Here is a 25,954-nt window from a genome sequence, read left to right as displayed (position 1 = left end):
GTCTTCCAGCTTAAACTAAAGTCGCTTTTACTTTGGCAACGACATTGTCAACAGTGAAGCCGAAGTGCTTGAACAGGACGCCAGCCGGTGCTGATTCACCGAAAGTATCGATACCAACCACTGCGCCTTCCAAACCTACATATTTATACCAGAAGTCTGTGACACCGGCTTCGATGGCAATACGTGGCAAGCCCTTGCCCAATACTGCAGCCTTGTAAGCCGCATCCTGACGGTCAAATACATCCGTCGATGGCATGGACACCACGCGCACGGCAATACCTTGCTGCGCCAGTTCAGCCGCAGATTTAACAGCCAGTTCAATTTCAGAACCGGTGGCGATCAATACCGCTTTTGCGTCAGCCGCGTCTTGCAAGACATAGCCACCACGCTGGATATCAGCGATTTGCTGAGAAGTACGCTCTTGATACGGCAGGTTTTGACGGGAGAAAATCAGGGTCGATGGACCGTCATTGCGTTTGACTGCATGTGCCCAGGCAGCGGCAGATTCCACTGTGTCGCATGGACGCCAGTTATCCAGGTTAGGGATCAGGCGCATGCTGGAGACATGTTCGACGGATTGATGTGTAGGACCATCTTCACCCAGGCCGATAGAGTCGTGCGTGAACACAAACAGGGTACGGATTTTCATCAGCGCAGCCATGCGTATGGCATTGCGGCTGTAATCAGAGAAAGTCAGGAAGGTTGCGCCAAACGGGATATAACCACCGTGCAGGGCGATACCGTTCATCATCGCGCTCATGCCAAATTCACGTACGCCATAATTGATATGGTTACCAGCCTGGTTGCCACGTACCGCGATGCATTCTTTCCAGTTGGTCAGGTTGGAACCTGTCAAATCTGCCGAACCGCCGAGGAATTCTGGCAGCGATGGCGCAAATGCCTGGATGGCATTCTGGCTGGCTTTGCGGGTCGCGATGTTTTCTTTTTTCTCTACGCAGGATGCAATCGCATTCGCCACCACTTGATCAAAGTTGGCTGGCAAGTCACCATTCATGCGGCGTGTCAGTTCAGCCGCTTTTTGTGGGAACTGGGCAGTATAGGCGGCAAATTGTGTATTCCATTCCGCTTCGGCTTTGGCGCCATCTGCTTTGGCATCCCAGGCTTCATAAACGTCAGCCGGTACTTCAAATGGCGGATATTCCCAGCCTATATGCGCACGTACTGCGGCAATTTCTTTGTCGCCCAGGGCGGCACCGTGCACATTGTGCGTGCCTTCCATGTTTGGCGAGCCCTTGCCGATCACGGTTTTGCAGCAGATCAGCGTCGGTTTGTCAGATGTTTTGGCAGCAGCAATCGCATTCGCCACGGCTTCTGCATTGTGACCATCAATTGCCGGGATCACATTCCAGCCATAGGCCTCAAAGCGTTTTGGCGTGTTGTCGGTGAACCAGCCCTCGACATGTCCGTCGATGGAGATGCCATTGTCATCCCAGAAAGCGATCAGTTTATTCAGTTGCAATGTACCGGCCAGTGAACAGGCTTCATGCGAAATGCCTTCCATCAGGCAGCCATCACCCATGAACACATAAGTGTAATGATCTACGACTTTCAGGTCGCCCTGATTGAATTCGGCTGCCAGCAGTTTTTCAGCCAGTGCCATACCGACGGCATTGGTAATACCCTGACCCAGTGGACCAGTAGTCGTTTCCACACCTGGCGTGATATGCACTTCAGGATGACCGGCAGTTTTGGAATGCAGTTGACGGAAATTTTTGATCTCTTCGATAGGCAGGTCATAGCCTGTCAGATGCAACAGCGAGTAATGCAACATCGAGCCGTGGCCATTCGACAACACAAAGCGGTCGCGGTTAATCCATTTAGGATTAGCCGGATTGTGGCGATAAAAGCCTTTCCACAAAGCAACAGCGATATCGGCCATACCCATAGGCGCGCCTGGGTGGCCAGAATTGGCTTTTTGTACGGCATCCATGGACAAGGCACGAATTGCATTGGCCATTTTGGTAAGTGTTGCTGGCTGAAGAGATGAAATCATGGTGTCAGAAGGTAGTCTTGAGAAAACTGGTCAGTGTTGCGAGCTGGGGACGCGAAACTCTCCCCGCGAAAACCCGGTATTTTACCAGAGCATGGGGTCCATACTACAATTGCGGCGCTTCAGAAGTGCAAACTTGCTCTTTTAAACTGTAAAATCACTGGGTTTACATATAAAGCTTACGCATGTCATCAAAAAAACGTCACTTCTCCCTCGACGATCTTGCCCGGCAATTTCCTCACGAGGTGTTCATACGCGGTATCAGTTATGCAACAGAAAACAAGGTCAGGGGTTGGAGTTTTGACAATGACTTTGTCGAGAGCGAAGTCCAGGGCAGTGGCCGCAATATTTATGCGCAAGAGATAGAGCTGGTGTTTGAAAACGGCAAACTGGAAGCTGTGAATGGCTCCTGTAGTTGTCCGGTTGAATACAATTGCAAGCATGTGGCGGCAGTTTTATTGAATATCCTCGACCATCACAATAAGGCCCATGCCCTGCCCGGCCATGCCGATGGCAATGATGCAGCGCTGGGTTTCAATGAACAGAAATGGTTGCGTGAGCTGGAATTTGCCACGCATGAATCCCCTGCCCCTGCCTCAGTAGCAGACACAGAATTTACCAAAGACGATCTGGAAGATGGCATGCTGATTTTCAGCCTGTCCACCGTATCTGGCAGCAAGGAAGTGCGTCTGATACCCGGCAAGGCCAAGCAAAACGCCAAAGGCGACCTGAAATACACCAAGCTCTCACTGGCGGTGCGCGACATGATGAAGTCAGCCAGTTTTTTGCAGGAAACAGATTACGAATTGCTGGCGCTGTTCAATATGTGCACCATGAATTCGTTTTATTACTCGCATTATTCACCCAAGGGCAGGATGGGTGCGGTCTTGCTCGATCGTGTCGCCAAGGCTGGTAAACTATATTGGCTCAATACTGAGAATAAACAAAACCATTTATCCAGGCTGGCTTACCAGCCTCTGCAACAGGCACACCTGGCCTGGCAAGAAGAGAATGACTACCTGCGCCTGCGCTGGCAACTCGATAGTAGCGATACAGAGATACCTGCCTCGCCGCATATCCTGCCCACCGAACCACCCTGGCTGATAGGGCAGGATAGCTGTGGCGAGCTGCATGTAGCAGCGACCAGCAAGTTCCCGCTGCCTGCCTTGATTAACCTGGTGCAGGAAGCGCCACTCCTGGCTGTTGGCCGGGCAGAAACCCGGCAGGCAATGGCCAACCGCCTGCTGGACATGGGCTTGCAAAACCTGATCCCCTTACCGGCAGAACTGGAAGCACAACTGCGTGCAGATATACGCATGCGCCCGGTGCTGGAACTGAATAGCCTGACGACATCCAGCGCATGCACTGATTACGCCCTGCTCAGGTTTGCTTATGAAGATGCAGTAGCTGAATCAGAACAGCCCGGCGATCACCTGCTGCGTCGTGGCCAGCACGGCCTGGAAAAGATACTCCGGGACCTGCCTGCCGAGCAAAGTACCAAACAAACCCTGCAAGGTTTGGGGTTTCAAGCTCAGCCTGTAGCAGGCCATGAAAAAGAGCTGTTGCTCTGCCTGCCGGACCAGAATGCCTGGCTCAATTTTGCGACAAAAAACTTGCCTGAGCTGATCAGCCAGGGATGGGATATCCGTCCGCAAGACGACTACCGCTACGATCTGCAAGAAGTGGAAGACTGGTATGCCGAGGTTGATGAAGATAACCAGCAATCCGTCTGGTTTGAGCTGGAACTGGGCATCGTCGTCAACCAGGCCAAGATTTCATTGCTGCCCTTACTGGTCAGCCTGATACGCCAGGCACCGCAAGACTTCAGCCTGCAACAGGTCAACCAGCGTGCCGATGATGAACAAGTCTTGCTGGCCCTGCCTGACAATACCCGCGTCGCTCTGCCCTATGCGCGCATCAAGCCTATCCTGCTTATTTTGGGTGAGTTGTATTTCAATGAACAGCAAGGTGACAAACTGCGCCTGCCCATGCTGGACGCGGCACGTCTGGCAGAATTGTCTGCCACTACCCATTTGCGCTGGATAGGTGGCGAACGCCAGCAAAGCTTTGGCAAACGCCTGGCAGAATTTGGCGGTATCAACAGCATCACACCACCAGCTGGTTTGCAGGCCAGCCTGCGCGACTACCAGAAAGAAGGCGTGGCATGGATGCAGTTTTTGCGCGAATACCAGCTTGCCGGCATCCTCGCTGACGACATGGGCCTGGGCAAGACTATACAAACCCTGACTCATATCCTGATGGAAAAAGAAGCTGGCCGCCTGACCCAGCCAGCACTGGTGGTTGCCCCTACCAGCCTGATGGACAACTGGGCCAGCGAAGCCCAACGCTTCACACCTGATCTGCGCGTGCTAGTCTTGCAGGGAAAAGACCGCAGCAAGCTGTTTGAGCAAATCCCGCAGGTAGACCTGGTGCTGACCACTTACGCCTTACTGCCACGCGATGAAGAAGCCCTGCGCCAATACCGCTATCATTTGCTGATACTCGATGAAGCACAGTACATCAAAAATGCCCAGGCCAAGGCCAGCCAGACTGCCAGCCTGTTGCAGGCCAACCACCGCCTGTGCCTGACTGGTACGCCGCTGCAAAATCATCTGGGCGAACTGTGGTCGCAATTCAACTTCCTCATGCCCGGCCTTTTGGGGGACATCAAGTCATTTACCAAGGACTTCCAGCACCCCATAGAAAAACTCGGCGACAGCCAGCGCCATGCCCTGCTGACGCGCCGCATCAAGCCATTTTTACTGCGCCGCACCAAGGACAAGGTAGCCACAGAATTGCCCGCCAAGACCGAAGTCTTGCGCCACATAGAACTTAGCGGCGCGCAACGCGACCTGTATGAAACCGTGCGCCTGGCCATGGATGAAAAAGTCCGTGAAGAAATCGCCAAGAAAGGTGTGGCACGCAGCCAGATCGTCATCCTTGATGCGCTGCTGAAACTGCGCCAGGTATGCTGCGACCCGCGCCTGGTCAAGATTACTGGTGCCAAAGCCGTCAAATCTGCAAAAGGTGGCAAGGACAAGATGCCGCCGTCGGCCAAGCTGGAAGAATTGCTGGCCATGATAGATGAATTGCTGGCCGAAGGCCGCAAGATCCTGGTGTTTTCACAGTTCACCAGCATGCTGGCCCTGATCGCCGAAGCGCTGACTGAAAAACAATTGCGCTTTGCGATACTGACAGGCGACACCGAGCACCGTGGTGAAGTGGTACGCCGCTTCCAGGAAGGTGATATCCCGCTATTCCTCATCAGTCTGAAGGCAGGCGGCGTAGGCCTGAACCTGACCGCTGCCGACACCGTCATCCATTATGACCCTTGGTGGAACCCGGCGGCAGAAAACCAGGCCACTGACCGCGCCTGGCGTATAGGGCAAGACAAGCCAGTATTTGTCTATCGCCTGATAGCCAAGGGTACGCTGGAAGAAAAGATACAGGACATGCAGGCTAAAAAATCCGATCTGGCACGTGCGATACTTGACCAGGGTGAGATCGCCAGTGTGCAACTGACTGCAGAGGACTTGCAGGGCATTTTTGAACCATTGAATTAAAGAAAGACTTATGGAAGGCTTACACTTGACCGCCGACTGCTTTGCCTGTGAAGCAGCGCCAGAATATTTTGTCAGCCCGGAAAGCCTGCGTCTTTGCCTCAGCAACATCACCATCGCTGCGGGCCTGACCATTGTTGGGGAAAAATTTCACCCCTTCATGCATGAAGATGGCAGCCCGGCTGGCGTCACCGGAGCCTTGCTGCTGGCAGAGTCACATGTCGCCATCCATACCTGGCCAGAACGCAATGCGGTCACGCTGGACGTGTATGTCTGCAACTTCAATCATGACAATGGCAGCAAGGCCAGGCAAATTGTTGATACATTGATTGCTGTTTTCCAGCCACGCACAGTCTCGCGCCAGGAATTGCAACGCGGTGAGCATAGTCACGCCATGACATTTGAAGCGCTGACAGAAGACAGCTTTGCCGCCACCCGTATCAATCAGGTATTGGCACGCCAGCGCAGCACCATGCAGGATATCGAGATTGCCGAAACCACAGATTTTGGCAAGGTCATGCGCATAGACGGTGCCATGATGACTTCAGAAAAAGATGAATTCTTTTATCATGAATGCCTGGTGCACCCTGCGGCGATGACCCATCCGGAGCCACGCACTGCCCTCATCATCGGTGGTGGCGATGGTGGTTCCTGCGAAGAATTATTGAAACATCCAAGCATCAGCAGTATCACTCTCTGCGAAATTGATGCAGAAGTCGTCAAGATGGCACGCCAGTACTTGGGCCGTATCCATCGCGGCGCGCTGGATGATCCAAAAATACAACACCGCTATGAAGATGGCTTTGCCTATGTCCACAACAGTACAGAGCAATTTGACCTGATACTGCTGGACCTGACTGACCCGGTCAGCCCGAATGGCAGCTCACTGGCAGCCACCTGCATGACAGAAGAATTTTTCCAGGCTTGCTCACGAAGACTAACTGCGCAAGGCATGCTGGTACTGCATCTGGGCAGCCCCTACTATCATCCACAACGCTTTGCAGATACCTTGCAAAAACTCAGCAATATATTTCCGCAATTACATCCATATACCGTTTTCATTCCCCTGTACGGTGCCTTATGGGGCATGGCTATTGCCAGCAAGCATAGCAACCCATTATCGCTAAGCCCGTCAACGGTAAATCTTCAGATTAAACACCGTGGTTTGCCATTGCTAAAGTATTACAATGGCGATGTGCATCAGGCATTATTTGCCTTACCCAATTATGTGAAAGACCTGATGCCCTAATTCCTAGACAGGAAAACAGGAGAAACCGTGAGTGCCGGAATAAGCAAACAACATGGCAAACGCAGAGTCAGCCGCACTCTGCCGCTAATGCTAGTGACCAGTGCTGCCCTGACTGCATGCAGCGTCAGCAGCGATAGCGCTGATAGTAGCGGTGGCAGCCAGGAATTGACATCCATACGCGACCAATATAAGAGTCTGAAAGATTGCCAGAAGGACTGGGGTAGTGGCACGGCCTGCGAAACCGTGGCCTCCAGCACTGACCTCAATGCGGCCAGCATGCCAGCCACATCGACTGGCAGCAGCTATACCGGCACCAGCGGCAGCCACTACAGCGGTTACTCCCACAGTTTTTTCGGGCCATATTATTCGCCTGGTTATCGTGACACTGTGCAAAGAAATTTCGGTGTCAGCAATTCTGGCAGTGATCACGCCGTCAGCCGCAGTGTTTCCACCAGCCGCAGCAGTGTCAGCCGTGGTGGTTTTGGCGGTACGGCACATGGCCATAGTGGGGGTGGTTAATGATACGTACTTCATTAACGCCACGTACGGGCTGGCAACAACAATTTGAATCCCTGGGCTTTACTTACCACTCCATTGATGGTCTGTACTGGGATGAACGTTATGCCTATCGTTTCACGGCAGAGCAAGTAGATACACTGGAACAAGCCAGTCTGGACTTGCACCAGATGTCATTGCAAGCGGTGGACCATGTCGTCAAACACGGCATGCAAGAAAAATTTGCCATTCCCCAGGCTTTCTGGTCACAGGTAGAAGACAGCTGGCGCGCAAAAGAATTTTCTTTGTATGGCCGCTTTGACCTGAGCTGGGATGGCACAGGCGCGCCCAAGATGCTGGAATACAATGCCGACACACCCACCGGCCTGGTCGAATCCAGTGTCGCACAATGGTATTGGCTGCAGGATGTATTTCCTGATGCTGACCAGTTCAACTCTCTGCATGAAAAACTTATAGACCAGTGGAAAAAATTTCCAGGCAAAGGCCTGTTGCACTTTGCCTGCGCAGGCGGCAATGAAGAGGATGAAGGCAATCTCTCATACTTGCGCGACACAGCGATACAGGCGGGCTTTGCCACCAAGCAGTGCGCGATAGAATCCCTGGGCTGGGATGAAGACGAAGGCGTGTTCGTCGATGATCTCGACAGCCGTATCGATAACCTGTTCAAGCTCTACCCATGGGAATGGCTGTGCCGCGAAGATTTTTCCAATCACTTGCTCAAGCGTCCCATGCGCATCATAGAGCCAGCCTGGAAAATGATCTTGTCGAACAAGGCGATATTGCCGATATTGTGGGAGCTGTTTCCGAATCACCCAAATCTCTTGCCCGCCTATTTCGATGCATGGCGTATCAGTGGCAACCATGTGAAAAAACCTCTGTACTCACGCGAGGGAGAAAACATTTCCATCTATGCCAATGGCGAAGTCATGCATACTGGTGGTGATTATGGTGATGAAGGCTATATCTACCAGGCTTATGCCCCCAGCCCAAATTTGATGATGGCATCACACCGGCTTACACGTCTATCGGTGCCTGGATAGTGGGTGATGAACCAGCCGGCATAGGCATACGCGAAGACGAAACACTGATCACCAAAAACACCAGCCGTTTCATTCCCCATTATTTTGTAGAATAGGATAACCCATGAGTGAACAATTACTGGCACACGGCCTACTCGCCTTCTTCAGCCATATTGCAGCCGCTTTCATCTTGCTGGCGATATTTGTCGTGGTGTATATACGCATCACACCTTACCGTGAAATTGCCCTGATACGAGAAGGTAATATTGCTGCAGCAGCCAGCCTGTCTGGCGCAGTGCTCGGTTATTGCACTGCCCTGGCGTCAGCCATTGCCAATAGTGTCAGCCTGATCGATATGTGCTTCTGGGGTGTGATAGCGCTACTCATACAATTACTGGCCTTTGGTATTGCCCGCTTGTTGATACCCGGCATAGTCTCTGACATACCAGATAATAAAATTGCCTCTGGCGTTTTTCTTGGTGCCTTGAGTCTGGGCTTGGGTATGCTAAATGCTGCCTGCATGACCTACTAAATTGGACATACGAAAAAGCGCTCCAGCTGCGTTGTAGCTCCTAGTCGTACTTAAGTACTGCCGTCGTCGCTACGCCTTGCTGGAACGCTTTTTCGTAAGTCCCTTAAAGAAATTGCTTCCGAACAAAGAGAATTGAATGCCACGTTTTTACTGTCCTCGCCCTTTAAGCATAGGGATCACCATCGACCTCCCTGATGAAGTCGCGCACCATGTTTTTGTGTTGCGCCAGAATGTGGGCGATAACATCCATATTTTTAATGGCGAAGGTGGCAGCTATGTCGCCACTCTGACCCAGGTCACCAAGAAAAACGTGACCGCAGAAGTCAAAGTATTTTTGCCAGAAGAATGTGAATTGCCTTATTCCCTGAACCTGGTGCAGGCCCTTCCAGAAGCTTCAAAGATGGACTGGATCATAGAAAAAGCCATGGAACTGGGCGTGAGTGCAATACAGCCGCTGGCAGCGCAACGCTGCGTCGTCAGGCTTTCAGCAGAGCGTGCCGAGAAAAAGCAGGCGCACTGGCAAGGCATCATCGTTGCAGCTGCTGAACAATGTGGGCGCAACCGCCTCGCTCACCTGGCACCGCTCATGAATTTCAACCAGTGGCTGAGCCAGCAAGATATGCATCAGCGAATACTGCTTACCCCGCGCGCAGAACAATCACTGGCAGACTGGTCACGCCATCATCCCGCACAAGCTGTCAGCTTAATGGTTGGGCCTGAGGGCGGTTATTCCGATGAAGAAGAAAGTCTCGCTATTAAACACGGCGTGCTGGCACTGTCCATGGGGCCACGCATATTACGCACCGAAACGGCAGGCCTGGCTGCGATTGCCATGTTGAATGCAGCATGGGGTGGCATGTAACGGACTCAGCAAATTAAAAGAGAAAATTTCCATCGCCGTAAAACATTGTCAAATTTCATGCAGAGTTCACAATTCCCGCCGATACTCAGATTTACACTTGCTGCACTTTATCAATTCAAAGAGGAATATCATGGGATTACTCGATAGCGCATTAGGTATGCTTGGCGGCATGAACCAGGACAATGATGGCAAGGCAGGCTTGATGCAGGCAGTGGTTGCCATGCTGGGTGACAAACAACCTGGTGGCGTTGGTGGTTTGCAAGCCCTGATCAGCGCCTTCCACCAGGCGGGCCTGGCTGACATCGTGCAGTCATGGGTGGGGACGGGACAAAACATGCCCATCTCTGCCGCACAAATCCAGCAAGCCTTAGGGGGCGGTCAGTTGCAGCAACTGGCTGATGCTACCGGCATTTCACAAGAAGGCGCAGCAAGCCACCTCGCTGAATTCTTGCCAGGCATCATTGATCACCTGACGCCCCATGGCCAGGTGCCCGAAGCTGGCAATATCAACCCGGCTGCGGTGCTACAACAGTTTTCATCCCTGTTCGGCAAGTAAGCATCAACAACTGGCCAGGAAAAAACAGCGGCAGACTCTCCTGCCGCTGTTTTTTTAAGGCGCAAGATAAATCTCTACTCTCTCCTTACCCCGCCCTATATTGTTACGCTTCAATTTTATCTGCCCCAATTCTCCAGTACGTTTGACATGCGTACCGCCGCAAGGTACCTGGGAAAACCCTGCAATTTCCCAATAACGTCGTTCTGTAGCTTCATCTTCAAAAGCGCATGTGATGTCGAGATTTGCATCAATAATGGCCTGCGCTTCTTGTGTATAAGCAGGCAGCAAGGGGGCAATACTTTCAGGCCAGACAAAGTCTATACGTGCCTTGTCTTGCGCAATATGCGCTCCGACCTTGCCCACACCTGGCAATGACTTGTAAAACAATTCCAACACCAGCTCAGCCGCAAAATGCAAGCGCATGAGGCGATAACGTCTGTCCCAAGCTATGCAAACTTCCACCTCCTGCCCGGCCAGCAAGCCGTGGTCATCAGCCAGGGTATATACCAACTCCAGCCCTTCCTTGCGTGCCGCAACAACTGCGTGCCCAGCAATGCTGCCATGATCACTTTCCTGCCCACCAGAGAAGGCAAAGAAAATGGTCGATGCGAGGTAAATATCATTGCCATCCACTTTGCTGACATGCGTTTGCAAACTGGTTTGATAAGGGTCATCCCAAAAAAATTTCTTTGTCAATTTGCATCCCTGGATTCCAGATACCAGTCTGGCAGAGCTTCGCGTCTCACTCTCCAGCTGTCAGGGATACCTTTGTCGCCAACGAAGGAGGCAACGACACCTCCTGCAATCGCACATAAAGTATCGCAATCCCCGCCTGCACTGACAGTCAGCCACATGGTTTTTTCAAAATCGTCCAGTGTCTGTCCGCAACACCACAAGGCCAGCGGCACTGTATCTTGCGCCGACATATTGTTCCCATTCCCGAGAAGAGAAACCAGAAAATCCATAGACCCGGCAGTCTCTATGGACTGAGCGCGAACCAGTTTGGAACGCACTTCACTTTGCGGCAACAAGTCGATAATCTTTCCTAAAAATTCTGCATGTTGGGGTCTTATTCCCGCATCGCTGTAAAGGCAAGCGTGCGCGGCAGCCAAAGCAACAGCAACGGCTCCCGCTATTCCTTCTGGATGCCCATGTGTCACTTCGGCAGATAAACTTGCTTGCTTCACTAGCAAACCCAGGTCATCGGCGAAATACGTACCTAATGGTGCAGCACGCATTGCAGCGCCATTACCATAAGAGCCCTGTCCTTCAAAAGCACTGGCTACGACTTCCTGCCATGCTTCACCTGCATCAATACGTGCCAGCATTCTATGCATGGATGGGCCGTAAGCACGGTCATAGCTGTAGTGTTTCGCAAAACTTTTTGCAAGCATCTCCTGATGAATCTCACCACGACTGCTCAAGACAGCAATGACAGACAGTGTCATCTCCGTATCGTCAGTAAAATACCAGGGTCCTTCTGGCAACTGTTCACCCGCGTCAAGCAGCAGTTTGTTTTCTTCTTGAAAAAAACATTGACCAAAAGCGTCACCAATAGATAGACCATCGAGTGATGTCAGTGCGCGTTCCAACGGAGTCTTTATAGCAGGCATATCTCTTATTTTTTAATCAGACCAGTGTCAGCAAAAGCTGCTGATTGAAATTTCAATCTTTGCAATTACCCAGCAACTTTCTGATTTCAGCGACGAAAGTTTCAACAGCAACTCTTGCTTTCGCATCTCCTTTTTGATGGCTGATACGCAGTTTGACGAAATTATTTTTCATCGTAGTCAAATAGGTGTACGAAGTATGCATGCCAGCCGCATTTTCAAACTCAAACTCACGCCAGATAAATTGTGGTCCACAACTAAAATAATGGGTATTTTGCTGAAAACCGGTGATCAAATTAACGGAACGCGCTTGCCCTGAGGCTTCCATTCCCTTGGCTTCAGCAATGATCTTAGTAAAATGCTGTTGTACCACCGGGGAATCAATACTGGCAGGTATCGGAGAAATACCTGCAGTGTAAATATAAATCGAAGCCAGAATGGGATCGCTGCGCCTATAGGCAATATAGTCACCCAGCTCCTTCACGGGGAATGAGGAAGTTTCCGTAAATTTAAAACCTGCCAGTTGATCTGGAAAACTGATATTGATGGCGTCGTTAAGTACCCCGGCAGATACGCTGCCCACACAACAAAACAGCAGCAGAGAAAGTATGAATTTGTGCATGTATGTATCAGAAATAAGAGTAAACGCGAATAGCTGGAAATATGTTCTCGAAAATATGAGCATCAGGGTGCGACGGGACAACTGCCAGAAATGGTTTCATCCGACATCAAGAATTTCCAGTATTGCTCATATTCAGGCAAGTCACTGACCTGCACACCAAGGTCCAGGGCTTTACGATAAATGATACTGACAAAAATATCGGCCATGGTGAATTGTTTGCCAACTGCAAACTGGCTGCCAAGCCATAATCGCCCCTGCAATTTTTGTAGATTGAGTCTCAGCCAGTTTGCGCGCACTGGCTGCATCTCTTCCTTACTCCATTCAGGATGATAGTACCGGACGGTACTGCTATTTTGCTGAGGATGTATGGAAGAATTGACTGCTTCGCAAATCTCCCGCACCTGGGCGCGGGCGAATGCTTCGGTATATTGCAAAGGTGGATTGGGCGCAATCTCTTCAATAAATTCGGCCATGGCCATGGATTCACTCAGGGCAATGCCATTGACTTCCATCAGTGGTACGCGGGCAAAGGGACTGTGCCGGGTCACATGTTCGCCCACATGAGTCAGCCCTACATCGATGCGCTCATAAGTCACCCTCTTGTAATCGAGTATCCACAACAACCGTTCACAGCAATTGGCATCTGGGGCGTGATAAAACCTGATATGCATGATTCTTCCTTGATAACCTGAATAACACCACGTCATTCAAACACCAATAACATTACCTGACATTTTTGCATTGCGCATGGATGTCATGATAGTATCAAATAAACAAGCAAATATCAGCTTTAATAACCACGAGGCAAACCAACCACAGGAGAATGCAATGCCCATAAACTTGACGAATAAAACCGGCTATCAGGCATATTTCACGGTGTTGAAAGGCGATCTCGTCGTGGCAGAACGTATCGAATTAATGGCGGATGCTACTGTCGAAATACCGACATCTCCAGTTACCAGGAGTGTCGTTGCAGAAACCGTGTTGGAAGACAATATCTATACAAGTGCGCCCTTGGACTTCATCGGTGCAGCAGGCTTTCTGGCACAAGTCAAACAAGTGAACGCGCAAGGTACGTATAATTTTGAATTAATAGAAGTGGGGCCCACTCAACCGAATCAAGTGCAATTCCAAAAAACCTGTTTGGCGCCTGTAGTATTTTCGATTACTGGAAATGGCAAGCTGCTACAGAGTGTGTTTGTGAACAATAGCTTTGAAACGACTTTCTTAAACATTGCAGAAAACTACACTTTCAAAGCGGTCGTTAACGGCATTACAACAGAGCCAGTACAAACCAACAATCCTGAAGCGACAATCAGCGCCGTGGTCGACACCAGCTCCCTCGAAAACGGATACTTTACGCTGGTAATCTCCTGATTTCCACAAGCATCGTCAGAATAGCATTTAGCGATGAAAAAGCCCGCCAGTTCATTAACTGGCGGGCTTTTTCAATGTTGCGACCAATCAGTTTACTGAGAGATCAGCGATACATCATCAATCAGGAAAGATGTCGCTGTCACACTACCTTCAACGCCTACAAAATACACGCGTATGGTCTGGCCTTTATAGCTGCTCAGGTCAAAGGTTTTGTTGACATAGGTCGTCCCCTTGTTCAGGTTCGAGTAGGTCGCCAGCGTTGCCAATACCGTGCCACTGCTGTTTTGAATTTGCAGTTTGAGGGTATCGTAAGCCTGGGTAGTCGTGGTCTCGTCGGAACTCACTTTCAGCCAGAAACTCAGGCTGGCGGATGTTGCTGCGGCAGGGATAGTCACTTGTTGATACAGAGTATCAGTGTGAGCGCTGCCATAGCCATTGAGCCAGGCTTTGTAGCTGCCTGTGCGCGACGTTTCAGAACCGCTGTTGCTGATCACGCCTGAGCTGGCTGTCCATGAACTGGCACCACTCTCGAAGCCGCCGTTGGTAATCAACTGTGTAGAAGTACTGTTATTGACAGTAAAACTTACGGTAGAAGAAGTACCAATATTGTTGGCAGCATCATAGGCTTTGGCCACCAGGCTATGCGTACCGTTTGACAAAGTAGTTGAATTCAATGTCGTTGAGTATGGTGACGTTGTGCTGGTCGCTTTCAATGCACCATCGACATAAAACTCCACTTTGGTCACGCCCACATTATCTGTCGCTGTCGCTGACAGGCTAATGTTACCGCTGGTGCCGCTTTCACTGGCCGACACGGTAGGTGCAGTCGTATCACTGACAGGGTTATTGATAGTGAAGCTGACTGCCGATGAAGTGCCGACATTATTGGCCGCATCATAGGCCTTGGCGACCAGGCTATGGCTGGCGTTTGTCAAGCTTGTGGAGTTCAGCGTCATGCTGTACGGCGTACTGGTGGCAGTGCCTTTGAGTGCACCATCGACATAGAATTCCACTTTGCTGACACCGACATTATCTGTCGCATTGGCAGACAAGGTGATGTTACCGCTAGTACCGGATTCGCCTGCACTGACTGTCGGTGGCGTGCTGTCTGTACTATTCGATTGGGTAACCCATATAGGTGCAGACCAGAGGATTTTACCGTCATCCTGGGTGATCTTTGCATAGTAAAAATGCTCACCTACTGCCGGGGTAATCGTTGTCGTTGCAGTGCTGGACAATTGCGTGACTGTGCCATTACGGCCTGGTACACCTTCATAGATCACCACGGTAGAAACAGTGCGACCACTGGTGCTGGCGAAATTGCTGACCAGGGTCAATGGGCCACTATTCGTAAAACGCTCACCCATGATATGGCCATTCGCAGTCAGGATGATTTGCGAAGTCTTGTCCATGGTGGCAAAGATGCGGCGTGCCTTCATGGCTTCGACGAAATTTGCATTGTTCAGAGCAGCGCCGTTTGCCAGCAAGATGCCGGTACGGTTGGTATAAGACGCACCCCAGTTGGCACAGTGATTATCCTGGTCTGTCGTAAATGCAACGTGGAAACCGGCTTCCAGTGCCTTGTTACATGCCCCTTCATAGGTGCTGCGGCTGGTTTCTGTCTCTGTGGTATTGGTCGAGAAAGCTGAAGTATTCAAGACTTCGCAGGCAACCATGGCCTGGTCACCGTCAGCGGTGTAGCCAAGTGCAGTACCATTGACGATGAACTGACCACTGCTCGATGGATGATTGAACTGCCCTATCCAGCCACGCTGACGCATCAGGGTGTACAAGCCAGCATAATCATTCTTGGCAGTCAGTGTATCGGCGATCAACTGATTGCTGCTATTGTATTCCCAGCCCAATAATTCATTGGAGTTGAAAATATTCATGTGGCCGCCATTGTTGATGACGCCCCATTCCAAACCGTAAATCGCCAGGAAGCCAGCATGGCCAGAATTAAAACTGCTCGCCGCGGTCAGGCCTGACTGATACAGGTTCTTTGCTGTTACCGGGTTGGCCGAAGTATTCGTGCTGTCAGAACCATCATACATATGGTTGTGCTCAGACGTCATCAGGAAATCCAGGCCCTTGTTCAAGGCAAACTGATACGCATCCGTAGGGCCATAGGCAGCTGATTGCGGGTTTTGCGCGCCTGTGCATGAAGTCAGTTCACCACCGCCATCACTGTGATTGGTCTGGCTGTGCAGGTTGCCGTAGTAAATAGTGTAAGGCAAAGAACCTGTCGCCGCTGCTGGTGGCGGTGCCATGCCTGCAACAGACTTGGCTGTAGATGCCGTGGCAAGTGCCTTGCTGGCCTTGGTCGGCAAGGCGGCAAAGCTTGGCATTTTTGGTGTTGCCAGTTTGCCGACTTGCAGCGGCCAGTTTTGTGTAATGATTTCTGTATCGTGGACAGCCAATGCGCGCTCAACCGTGCTGGCAACATCGCCAGCGGGAGACGCCTGCAGCGCAGATGTATCCGTCGCCTTGGCGGTAAGCCTGACTTGATAGACGCCATCTTTCAAGGCTGCGCCAGTTGGGCCACGGCCACTCCAGAACATTTGTGCGGTGACAGTTTTCTTGAACAGTTTTTCTGTGCCATACCAGCGATCGACGACCTTGCCATCACTGCCCAGCAATTCCAGACGCCAGGTGATGGTCTGTTCTTTCGTCACGTAGGGGTATTCAAACTCCATCGTGAAATAGCGGGATTCGGCACCGGCTTTTGCATCCGAGCGATATGGCACATGCAGACTTGCGTCAAACTCGTGATGATCCGGGATAGACGCGTAGGCTGCGCCGATGCCCGCAAAACTGACTGTGAAGATAAGACCGAGTTGCAACGCCAGCGCTTTTAGCTTGCCGGCTTTTTCTAGACCTTGCATAAAAATATTCCCCCTGAATGATTGTTCATTAGTATTGATCTATGTGGCCGTCTCGCACATATCCTCATCCAGATGAAAAACATCAAAGCAGAGTCATACCTCGCCTGCACATATCCCCTCAGGAATACGCCTATCTCGCTTCTTTTTCTTCAGCCTTCGTTCAGATATCCGTAAGCAGCCATTCTTGTACAGCTCTACTATTTTTCTTACCACCATGCTGTTTGCAGCTTTCAAGAAACGAGATTTAACGACAGTTGAATTAAGCAATCGTTTGCGCAAACGATTACTAGATTAACATCCGCTTATGTCAATTTTGTTACCAAGGTTTGACTTTTTTTAACAAATTTGTGAAAAAACCACTCTTGCTTATCTGTTTTGTGCATTTCTATGACTTTTGCACCACAATTTTTGGTGGCGCACCAAAACAGACGAGTGAATATTTTTCCAGAGGGAAATTTAAATTTCTGCAGTGAAATATTTTCGAAAAAGATGAATAACAAAATCTGTGCAAAGCAGAATTTTGCTATTTCATGCGCGCAATGTAGCCTGATGCTTGTTCAGCCAATCGATTTGCTCTCAGGTATCGGGAACGCTAACGCCGCGTGCCTTGCTGATCATTGCCAGCGCAGCATTTGCATCAAGCCCGTGTCGTATTAACACTGCTGCGGCAAGCAGGCCAGTCCGCCCTATCCCGGCGCGGCAGTGGATGACTGTATTGTTCCCCTTGAGAATGTCATCATGCAATTGCGTCACTAATTTCTGCGTGGCAGAAAAAGACGATGGCAAGCCTCTGTCCTTGATGGGGTAATGCATGAAATTAATTTGATTTGCAGCGCATAAATCTGGCGCAGTCAGCAAACCCAGATCACGTATTTCATGGGTTTCCAGCAGAGAGACCATCCTGCTGATGCCGAATTGCGCAATCCCGCGAAATTCGTCTTCTATCCATTCGCCGGCAACGGGCTTGGCCATGACGGCGATAAAACCTTTGCCGATCTGGCTGACTTTATAAATATCAGGGCGCATTGCTATTTACTGTTGAGAATCATGTTAGCTTGATTTGCACAATACTAAGAGCATTGCGGAGGGAACTTGCCAGAATATTTCCCCATCCTGTCGCCCGTGCCAGGTTTGCCTATGGTCAACACAAGCTGTTCATTTATCCAATCAATTTTCGATACTTGCGTAAAGACTTTGCCTTTATTGCTGACTTCACTCACCAAATCACCAGCATCATTGATCTGCCAGGTACCCTCAATAAAACTCAGCCCAAGTTTACGCAAATCTTCCGCCTTTTTCCCACAAGGTGGATACATGACAAAACTATGGTCCGCCTTGTATTGAACCACTTCTCCTAAAGGGCTCGACGATTTGTAAAGAGCCAGTTTATCTGCGCTTAATGCAGCAATTTCGGCGGTCAAACCTTTTTGCCATGTGCCGATAAGCAGTTGCTCTTTATCCTTGATAGCCGATTCCAGACTGAATGCGTAACCGGGGCACATCACCATGAGAGCTAACATAAAATTGAGTGATTTTAATCTGATCATGGCGGGCGACTTTACTTGGTAATTTTGAAGAGCATCAATACTAGCAACAATTCAGAAATCATTTAAGAAATCTTTACTTTCCCGCGTCCTTCAACATCAGCTTCTTGATCATCCCCACAGGTGCACTGCCATAGCTCAGGAATTGCTCATGGAATTGCTTGAGTTTGAATTTATCGCCTTGCTCTTTCTTGAGCTGTTCGCGGAATTCAAGTATCTCGCTATAACCACTGAAATAGCTGGTGAGTTGCACGGATGTGTATTGCACACGCAGCCATTTTCCATCGGCTTCAGCCTTGGTCTGGAAAGCCTGGTTCATTAAAAAGTCTTTGGCCTCTGCCTCGGTCATGCCGAGTACGTGCACCTGATAATCGAGGATGGTATTGCAGACTGCGCGCAAGTTCCACTTGTAATACATAAGCCACATCTCGGGCGTATTGCCACCATAGCCTGACTCCAGCATCATGCGTTCGCTATACACGGCCCAGCCTTCTATCATTGCGCCATTACCAAACAGGGTCTTGATGACTGACGGCGATTTATTCGCATGTTGCAGTTGCGTATAATGGCCAGGAATAGCTTCGTGGATGTTCAATATCTGCAAGACCCAATGATTGTATTCACGCAGCGTGCTTTCAACTTGCTCTGCGGGTTGACCGTCAAAAGGGGTGACGTTGTAATAGGTTTTATCATTGGGCCTGAAGATGCCAGGCGCTTCGATAGAGGCAAGGCTGACGCCGCGTTGATATACTGGTGTCTCGCGCACGACCAGCGGCTTTTTCAAGTCCAGGCTGACGAGATCATGTTCGCGTATCCATTTTTCGAGCTGCGGCAATTGTTGGCGAATTTCAGGATATAAGTCTTTTGCGACCACATGATTTTCAGACAGTTTGTCGATGACTATGGCAATCTTCTTGACGCGATCTGCAGGCTTGGCTTGCGCACCCATGGTTTTATCCCAGAGCTGGTCAGCCAGTTTTTCCATATTATTATGCGCTTCGTCCCTGGCGGCCAGTGCGCGCTGGTAAGTCTGTTCGGCACTCAGTGAAGACTGGATATCAGCAGTGAATTTACCTTCATATAGCTCCTTGCCTATGCGGAAAGAACGGGCCGTTGCAGGATCAAGTTTCTTTTCCAGGTTTTCCAGAAATTGCACATAGTCATTGACGGCAGCCCGGGCATTTTTCAAGCCCTCTTCCAGCGTTTGCTTGTCTTTTGTTGCGAGTTTTTCCTGCGATGCGGCTTTCTCCAGATCAGCCAGTACCGAAATCGCGCCAGCACTTTGCTTGATCGCCAGACGGGTGTGCTCAGGCGTAGGGTTTTTAATGCTGGCTTTGGCTGCTACATAATAGGCAGGCACTGCTTGCAGGCGCTGTATTGCTATCTGTACCCGTTTTGCTTTCGGCGCGAAGTCCGTATTTAGAATGGCATCAAAACTGCCGGCAATATTATGCTGGGTAGGGTTCCATTCAAATTCGCGGAACTGCGTCAAATACCATCGTGTGCCGTTCAGGTAATTGCGTATCAGCGCCAGGTCAGTCTGTTCTTTGGCGGACAAGGCATCTGCGCCCACCTTGTTCAATTGTGCCAGCCAGTTATCGGTGAAGGCGACATAGGCATCGCGGGTAGCCTGATTTGGCAACACCAGCTTATTGGCATCCTGGTAACGGCCTGCTGCCATCGCCATGTCCGGGTCTTGTTGCCACAATGCGCTGAGGAAGGCCGTCTTGATCTGTGCAAAACCCAGGTCTGCCTTCTTGCTTTCCACTACAGTCGAGGGCTTAGCAGCCAGGCTGAGAGGAGCAGCAATGATCAATGACGACAACAAAGTCGCAAGAATAATAGGACGAAATTGGAAAGGCATAGTGAGTTCCTTGTAGGCTAATAGCAGGCTTAATATATTAAGAAGCATGAGGTTAACATAAGATTGTGCCTGGCAGCTGTATTTTTACTTTGTCCCAATTAGGGAAATTCGCTTGCAAAACCATGCACACCCTCACAGAGCCCTCATCCAGTCAGCATTCTTTGTTACACTCCAGCCTTGGCCAGACACTGGCAAACCTGCAGCATCAACAAAATCAACAAAAAGAAAAATATGAACACCCCCGATCCCGCTCTGCAATTGCACTGGACAGAAAACGACGAAGCACGCTCATGCCGCTGGCATTCAGAGAGTGGTGCACCAGCGCCCAAGCGCGTGCAGATCGCCGATGACCGCATGAATGTCGAAACCGCCTACAAGCTGGCATGTGAAGGTACAGCCCTGCTATGGCGTGGTGACTACCACAATGCCAAGCAGCTTTTGCAGGCACTGGCACGCCGCATAGATAAAAAACCAGCCAGGGCCAGCAAAAAGGCCAAGGTGCCTGAATCTGCGAAAGAAGCATTCAACCTGCACCGCCAGGCGCAGTCGCAAAGAGCGCGCGTACTGGCCATGGTCTTGATACCCTTTGAAGCCGACTACCGCATCACCCTGCGCCGTGCGCCGGATGTAACACTAGCCTGCCGCGAAGTCTATGGCGAACCCAGCACGGCCTTTGTGGCTTCCCTGCGTGAATTGCTGGGTTTGATAGGGGCGCATGAATGGCGCAAGAATGGTGTAGAGATCGCTGCGTTGGGTGCAAAAATTCACCCTTACTATGGCGTGTTCTCACCAGTGCGTGGTGAATACATAGATTTGCTGGCAAAAGCCCCGCTGCCATCGACGACACTGGCTTTTGATATTGGTGTAGGCACCGGTGTGCTGTCTGCCTTGCTGACCAAGCGAGGCGTTAAAAAGATCATCGCGACTGACCAGGACCAGCGCGCCCTCGCCTGTGCCCGTGAAAACATAGACAGACTGGGTTTGTCCGGCCAGATTGAATTAATGCAGGCAGACCTGTTCCCGCCAGGACGCGCGCCTTTGATAGTGTGTAACCCGCCATGGTTGCCAGCACGTCCTAACTCACCGATAGAATATGCTGTGTATGACCCTGACAGTCGCATGCTGCGCGGTTTTCTGGCTGGCGTGGCAGAGCACCTGGAACCACAGGGTGAAGCCTGGCTGGTCATGTCAGACTTTGCCGAACACCTGGGCCTGCGTGCTGCTGCAGAGTTGCAAGGCTGGATAGATGCAGGTGGCCTGACAGTAGTTGGCAAGATGGATATCAAACCGCGCCATCCAAAATCAACCGATGAAAACGATCCCTTGCACGCAGCCCGTGTCAAAGAAGTTACTTCATTGTGGCGTTTGAAATTAAAATAGTATTTGTGATCAGTAGCTGCCAAGGTACTGATCACCAGAATTGATTAATCGTTTAGAAAATTAGCATCATGATCAACAAACCCGCCCGCATCCTGACCTTTAAATGCAAAAATTGCAGCAAATCCGTCCAGGTTTTCTTGCAAAAAGTCTCTGCCTGCTCCCACATTCAACCCTATCAAGGCATTTGCAACTGCGGCGAGATCATGAAACATGCGACTGGCAATAAGGAAGCTGTGCAGTCTTATCTGAGCTCCAATGATGTTTTGTGGTCACATCATCATTGATTCAGGTGCCAAATGCTGAGAAATGGGAGGATTTCACAAATTAATCCCTTGTGAAATTTGCATTTCCACCTCAGATCAGGTCTATAGCCAGACGAAAGCATTTATAATCTACGGCTTTGCAGCAGTTTTCTGGAAACAATGAAGGTATTTCGCGGACTTCCAAATGCAGCCTCCCGTGCACCCTGTGCGCTGGCGATAGGCAATTTTGACGGCGTACATCTGGGCCACCAGACTTTGCTTGCCCGTTTGCGGGATGCCGCCACACGTCTGGGCATAGAAGCTGCCGTCATGACATTTGAACCACATCCGCGTGCATTCTTTGCCCAGATGCTGGGCGACTTGTCGAAAGCTCCAACACGTATTGCCAATTTGCGCGACAACATGGCTTCGCTACAAGCTGCCGGTGTTGACCGCGTCATCGTTGAACATTTCAATGCCCACTTCGCTGCATTGTCACCGCAAGACTTCATAGAAAAAGTGCTGGTCGATGGCCTGCATGTGAAATGGGTCATGGTTGGTGAAGATTTTCGCTTTGGTGCCAAACGCGCTGGCGATGTCGCCACACTGGCCGAAGCAGGCTTGCGCCATGGTTTTACCGTAGAGACGCTGCCCTCAGTACAAAACAAGGGTGTGCGCATCTCCTCATCTGCAGTACGCCTTGCGCTGGCGAATGGTGATTTTGATGAGGCAGAAGCCTTGCTGGGCCACCCTTACCGTATTTCAGGCCATGTGGTGCACGGCCAAAAGCTGGGGCGCACCATAGGTTTTCCTACGCTGAACCTGCGTATTGCCCATCACCGCCCTGCCCTGCATGGCATCTTTATCGTGCAGGTTCACGGTTTGGCCGAACAGCCTTTGCCCGCCGTTGCCAGCCTGGGCGTACGCCCTACTGTCGATGACAGTGGCCGCGTGCTGCTGGAAACCCACGTATTCGATTACAGCGGTCATGCCTACGGCAAAGTCGTGCAGATAGAGTTTTTGAAAAAACTGCGCGACGAAGAAAAATACATAGACCTGCCTACCCTGACTGCGGCCATCAACAAGGACGCTGAACAGGCTCGTGCCTATTTTGCCGACAGCCACCGCCCTGCCCGCTCTGCCACTGACCGAATTTGAAGCTCACACTTTGTTTGTTGTGATTGCTTGTGACTTCATCCCGATTTTAAAAATAGAAAACTCATTATGTCTGAAAACAAAGCGGCAAAAACTGCCAGTAAATACCCGGTCAATATGACCGAAACCACCTTCCCTATGCGCGGCGATCTGGCCAAGCGTGAACCCAAGTGGGTCAAGGAATGGCAAGACAAGAAAATCTATGAACGTGTGCGCAAAGCATCTGCCGGTCGCCCGAAATTCATCCTGCATGACGGCCCACCGTATGCCAATGGTGATATCCATCTGGGTCACGCGGTCAACAAGATCTTGAAAGACATGATCGTCAAAGCCCGCACCATGGCTGGCTTTGATGCACCGTATGTGCCGGGCTGGGATTGCCACGGCATGCCTATCGAAATCCAGGTGGAAAAACTGTTTGGCAAAAACCTGCCAGTGGCCGAAGTACATGCCAAAGCCCGCGTGTATGCGAATGAACAGATAGAAAAACAAAAAGCCAGCTTCATCCGCCTTGGTGTTTTGGGCGAATGGGACAACCCCTACAAAACCATGGCCTTTGGCAATGAAGCGGATGAACTGCGCGCACTCGGCAAATTGCTGGAAAAAGGCTATGTCTATCGCGGTCTGAAACCAGTCAACTGGTGTTTTGACTGCGGCTCTGCCCTGGCGGAAGCTGAAGTTGAATACGAAAACAAGCGCGATCCATCCATCGATGTCGGCTTCCCGTTTGCGGAACATGACAAACTGGCTGCCGCCTTCAAGCTGGATAAACTGCCACTGGACAAAGGCTATTGCGTCATCTGGACGACAACGCCATGGACCATCCCTTCCAACCAGGCGCTGAACATGCATCCGGAAATCACTTACGCCCTGATCAAGACCCAGCGCGAAGGTGAAGATATCCTGTTGATATTGGCAAAAGACCTGGTTGAAGCCAGCCTGACTAACTACGGTTTGACAGGTGAAGTCATCGCAACTTGCCTGGGTGCGGATTTATCTGAAATCAAATTCAAACATCCCTTGTCAGCACTGGATGCGGGCTATGACCGTTTTTCTCCAGTCTATCTGGGTGAATACGTCAGTACAGAAACTGGTACCGGCGTGGTGCACTCTGCCCCTGCCTACGGTATCGAAGATTTCCAGTCATGCAAGGCACATGGCATGAAGGATGATGACATCATCGCCCCTGTCATGGGTGATGGCAAGTTTGCGTCCAGCCTGCCTTTCTTTGCCGGCATGACAATCTGGGAAGCATCCAAGCCTATCTGCGACAAACTGCGCGAGGCTGGCACCCTGTTTGCATTCAAGATGTTTGAACATAGCTACATGCATTGCTGGCGTCATAAGACACCGATCATCTACCGCGCTACCTCACAATGGTTTGCCAGCATGGACAATACGCCCAAAGCCGGTGGTGACAGCCTGCGTCAGACGGCATTGAAAGCCATCGATGACACTGCCTTCTTCCCGGCATGGGGCAAGGCACGCTTGCACGGCATGATCGCCAACCGTCCTGACTGGACCTTGTCACGCCAGCGTCAATGGGGTGTGCCTATGGCCTTCTTCCTGCATAAAGAAACTGGCCAATTGCATCCACGCACACCAGAGTTGCTGGAACAGATCGCACTGCGCATAGAAAAAGAAGGCATAGAAGCCTGGCAAAAAATCGAAGTTGCTGATTTGCTCGGTGATGAAGCTGCCATGTATGTCAAGAACCGTGACACCCTGGATGTGTGGTTTGATTCTGGTGTGACACATCAGACCGTCTTGCGTGGGTCACATAAAGAGCAGTCCGCCTTCCCGGCAGACCTTTATCTGGAAGGCTCAGACCAGCATCGCGGCTGGTTCCATTCTTCGCTGTTGACAGCGTCGATGCTGGATGGCCGCGCGCCTTACAAAGCCTTGCTGACACATGGTTTCGTCGTCGATGGTCAAGGCAGGAAAATGTCCAAGTCCTTGAAAAATGGCATGGAGCCGCAGGAAATCTCCAGCACCCTGGGTGCTGACATCTTGCGGCTGTGGGTAGCATCATCTGATTATTCCGGTGAACTCTCTATCTCTGATGAAATCCTGAAACGTGTGACGGAAGCCTATCGCCGCATCCGTAATACACTGCGCTTCTTGCTGGCAAATACGTCTGATTTTGATGCAGCAAAAGATGCAGTCGCCATCAATGAATTGCTGGAGATAGACCGCTATGCCATCGCCAATATGGCAGCATTGCAGAAAGAAATCCTGACGCATTTTGATGCGTTTGAATTCCACCCTGTGGTCAGCAAATTGCAGTCATTCTGCTCGGAAGACCTCGGTGGTTTCTACCTCGACATCCTGAAAGACCGTCTGTACACCAGCGGTGCGACTTCGCATGCGCGCCGCTCTGCACAGACTGCAATCTGGCATATCACGCAATCCCTATTGCGTCTGATGGCACCGATGCTGTCTTTCACTGCTGAAGAAGCATGGCAGTTCTTTGCTGCTGCCGATGCGTATAAAGACAGCGACGAAACCATCTTCACGCAAACTTATTACAGCCTGCCAGAAATCGCTGATGCGGAAGCCTTGCTGACCAAGTATGCCGCCCTGCGTGCAGTGCGCACGGATGTGACCAAGCAACTGGAAGAAGTGCGCGTTGCAGGTGGCATAGGTTCATCCCTGCAGGCAGAAGTGACGATCAAGGCCAGCGGCAGCAAGTTTGATGTATTGAACAGCTTTGCAGACGACTTGAAATTCACCCTGATCACCTCTGCAGCAGGTGTGGAACAGGTTGCCAGCGAAGCGGAAGAAGCGGTAGTCGTTACCCCATCCAAGTACGAAAAATGCGAGCGTTGCTGGCATTATCGTGCGGATGTAGGCAGCCATGCAGAACACCCTGGTCTCTGTGGGCGTTGCGTCAGCAATCTGTTTGGCGCTGGCGAAGCACGTCGCTTTGCATAACAGGAATGTTGGTACGCAAGCGTGTCAGATGAAAAT

The 25,954-nt window shown here is 50.8% G+C and carries 20 protein-coding genes and 1 pseudogene; 12 read left to right on the top strand and 9 right to left on the bottom strand.

Annotated features, from left to right (window positions below; all coding sequences use genetic code 11):
• Window positions 1-10: 10 nt before the first annotated feature.
• Entirely contained in the window at window positions 11-2,014 is a 2,004-nt protein-coding gene (gene tkt, locus UNDYM_RS09110) for a transketolase (RefSeq protein ID WP_162040775.1), read from the bottom strand.
• A 182-nt stretch (window positions 2,015-2,196) separates the two neighbouring features.
• On the opposite strand from tkt, the gene UNDYM_RS09105 reads away from it, so the two are divergent.
• The 7 genes and pseudogenes from UNDYM_RS09105 (at window position 2,197) to UNDYM_RS09075 (ending at window position 10,305) form a co-directional block, all read left to right on the top strand.
• On the top strand, window positions 2,197-5,574 hold the full coding sequence (locus tag UNDYM_RS09105) for a DEAD/DEAH box helicase (protein WP_162040774.1): 3,378 nt from the start codon (window positions 2,197-2,199) through the stop codon (window positions 5,572-5,574).
• A gap of 10 nt (window positions 5,575-5,584) precedes the next feature.
• Window positions 5,585-6,820 (top strand): polyamine aminopropyltransferase, encoded by a 1,236-nt coding sequence (gene speE / locus UNDYM_RS09100; RefSeq protein ID WP_162040773.1) that lies wholly within the window; start codon window positions 5,585-5,587, stop codon window positions 6,818-6,820.
• 27 nt (window positions 6,821-6,847) lie between these two features.
• Window positions 6,848-7,339 carry a hypothetical protein gene (locus tag UNDYM_RS09095; protein WP_162040772.1) on the top strand — a complete coding sequence of 164 codons (492 nt, stop codon included), beginning with the start codon at window positions 6,848-6,850 and terminating at the stop codon, window positions 7,337-7,339.
• A pseudogene (locus UNDYM_RS09090) lies at window positions 7,339-8,471 on the top strand (glutathionylspermidine synthase family protein). The gene UNDYM_RS09095 and the pseudogene UNDYM_RS09090 overlap by 1 nt, the downstream one beginning before the upstream one ends.
• 8 nt (window positions 8,472-8,479) lie before the next feature.
• Window positions 8,480-8,887, top strand: a complete 408-nt coding sequence (locus UNDYM_RS09085; protein WP_162040771.1) for a DUF350 domain-containing protein — start codon at window positions 8,480-8,482, stop codon at window positions 8,885-8,887.
• A 136-nt stretch (window positions 8,888-9,023) separates the two neighbouring features.
• Complete coding sequence (locus UNDYM_RS09080) at window positions 9,024-9,749, top strand: 16S rRNA (uracil(1498)-N(3))-methyltransferase (RefSeq protein ID WP_162040770.1); 726 nt, start codon at window positions 9,024-9,026, stop codon at window positions 9,747-9,749.
• A 130-nt stretch (window positions 9,750-9,879) separates the two neighbouring features.
• Window positions 9,880-10,305 carry a YidB family protein gene (locus tag UNDYM_RS09075; protein WP_162040769.1) on the top strand — a complete coding sequence of 142 codons (426 nt, stop codon included), beginning with the start codon at window positions 9,880-9,882 and terminating at the stop codon, window positions 10,303-10,305.
• A 54-nt stretch (window positions 10,306-10,359) separates the two neighbouring features.
• On the opposite strand, the gene UNDYM_RS09070 is transcribed toward UNDYM_RS09075, so the two are convergent.
• The 4 genes from UNDYM_RS09070 to UNDYM_RS09055 form a co-directional block, all read right to left on the bottom strand.
• Complete coding sequence (locus tag UNDYM_RS09070) at window positions 10,360-11,001, bottom strand: alanyl-tRNA editing protein (protein WP_162040768.1); 642 nt, start codon at window positions 10,999-11,001, stop codon at window positions 10,360-10,362.
• A complete protein-coding gene (locus tag UNDYM_RS09065; RefSeq protein WP_162040767.1) occupies window positions 10,998-11,918 on the bottom strand; it encodes an ADP-ribosylglycohydrolase family protein in 921 nt (306 codons plus the stop codon). The genes UNDYM_RS09070 and UNDYM_RS09065 overlap by 4 nt, the downstream gene beginning before the upstream one ends.
• A 52-nt stretch (window positions 11,919-11,970) precedes the next feature.
• On the bottom strand, window positions 11,971-12,537 hold the full coding sequence (locus UNDYM_RS09060) for a hypothetical protein (protein WP_162040766.1): 567 nt from the start codon (window positions 12,535-12,537) through the stop codon (window positions 11,971-11,973).
• A 62-nt stretch (window positions 12,538-12,599) separates the two neighbouring features.
• Complete coding sequence (locus UNDYM_RS09055) at window positions 12,600-13,208, bottom strand: glutathione S-transferase family protein (RefSeq protein ID WP_162040765.1); 609 nt, start codon at window positions 13,206-13,208, stop codon at window positions 12,600-12,602.
• 76 nt (window positions 13,209-13,284) lie between these two features.
• Between UNDYM_RS09055 and UNDYM_RS09050 the strand changes: the two genes are divergently transcribed.
• Complete coding sequence (locus tag UNDYM_RS09050; RefSeq protein WP_162040764.1) at window positions 13,285-13,914, top strand: hypothetical protein; 630 nt, start codon at window positions 13,285-13,287, stop codon at window positions 13,912-13,914.
• Window positions 13,915-14,006: 92 nt separating this feature from the next.
• Here the strand turns inward: UNDYM_RS09050 and UNDYM_RS31220 are convergent, their stop codons facing one another.
• The 4 genes from UNDYM_RS31220 to UNDYM_RS09030 form a co-directional block, all read right to left on the bottom strand.
• A complete protein-coding gene (locus UNDYM_RS31220; protein ID WP_162040763.1) occupies window positions 14,007-16,799 on the bottom strand; it encodes an Ig-like domain-containing protein in 2,793 nt (930 codons plus the stop codon).
• A gap of 576 nt (window positions 16,800-17,375) precedes the next feature.
• Entirely contained in the window at window positions 17,376-17,825 is a 450-nt protein-coding gene (locus tag UNDYM_RS09040; protein WP_162040762.1) for a dual specificity protein phosphatase family protein, read from the bottom strand.
• A gap of 44 nt (window positions 17,826-17,869) precedes the next feature.
• Entirely contained in the window at window positions 17,870-18,346 is a 477-nt protein-coding gene (locus UNDYM_RS09035) for a hypothetical protein (protein WP_162040761.1), read from the bottom strand.
• A gap of 73 nt (window positions 18,347-18,419) precedes the next feature.
• Window positions 18,420-20,207: a DUF885 domain-containing protein gene (locus UNDYM_RS09030; RefSeq protein WP_232063855.1), complete on the bottom strand. Its 1,788-nt coding sequence runs from the start codon at window positions 20,205-20,207 to the stop codon at window positions 18,420-18,422.
• Between the two features lie 231 nt (window positions 20,208-20,438).
• On the opposite strand from UNDYM_RS09030, the gene UNDYM_RS09025 reads away from it, so the two are divergent.
• From UNDYM_RS09025 to ileS, 4 genes are all read left to right on the top strand, one after another.
• Entirely contained in the window at window positions 20,439-21,587 is a 1,149-nt protein-coding gene (locus UNDYM_RS09025) for a class I SAM-dependent methyltransferase (RefSeq protein WP_162040759.1), read from the top strand.
• Window positions 21,588-21,655: 68 nt separating this feature from the next.
• Window positions 21,656-21,871: a hypothetical protein gene (locus UNDYM_RS30590; protein WP_110257360.1), complete on the top strand. Its 216-nt coding sequence runs from the start codon at window positions 21,656-21,658 to the stop codon at window positions 21,869-21,871.
• Window positions 21,872-22,009: 138 nt separating this feature from the next.
• Entirely contained in the window at window positions 22,010-22,987 is a 978-nt protein-coding gene (locus UNDYM_RS09015) for a bifunctional riboflavin kinase/FAD synthetase (RefSeq protein WP_162040758.1), read from the top strand.
• Window positions 22,988-23,053: 66 nt separating this feature from the next.
• A complete protein-coding gene (gene ileS / locus UNDYM_RS09010; protein WP_162040757.1) occupies window positions 23,054-25,918 on the top strand; it encodes an isoleucine--tRNA ligase in 2,865 nt (954 codons plus the stop codon).
• Window positions 25,919-25,954: the final 36 nt, after the last annotated feature.

Origin of the sequence: Undibacterium sp. YM2 (assembly GCF_009937975.1) — a bacterium.
GTDB lineage: Bacteria > Pseudomonadota > Gammaproteobacteria > Burkholderiales > Burkholderiaceae_D > Undibacterium.
The sequence above is the reverse complement of the archived record's forward strand: the minus strand, read 5'-3'. Positions and strand labels throughout refer to the sequence as shown.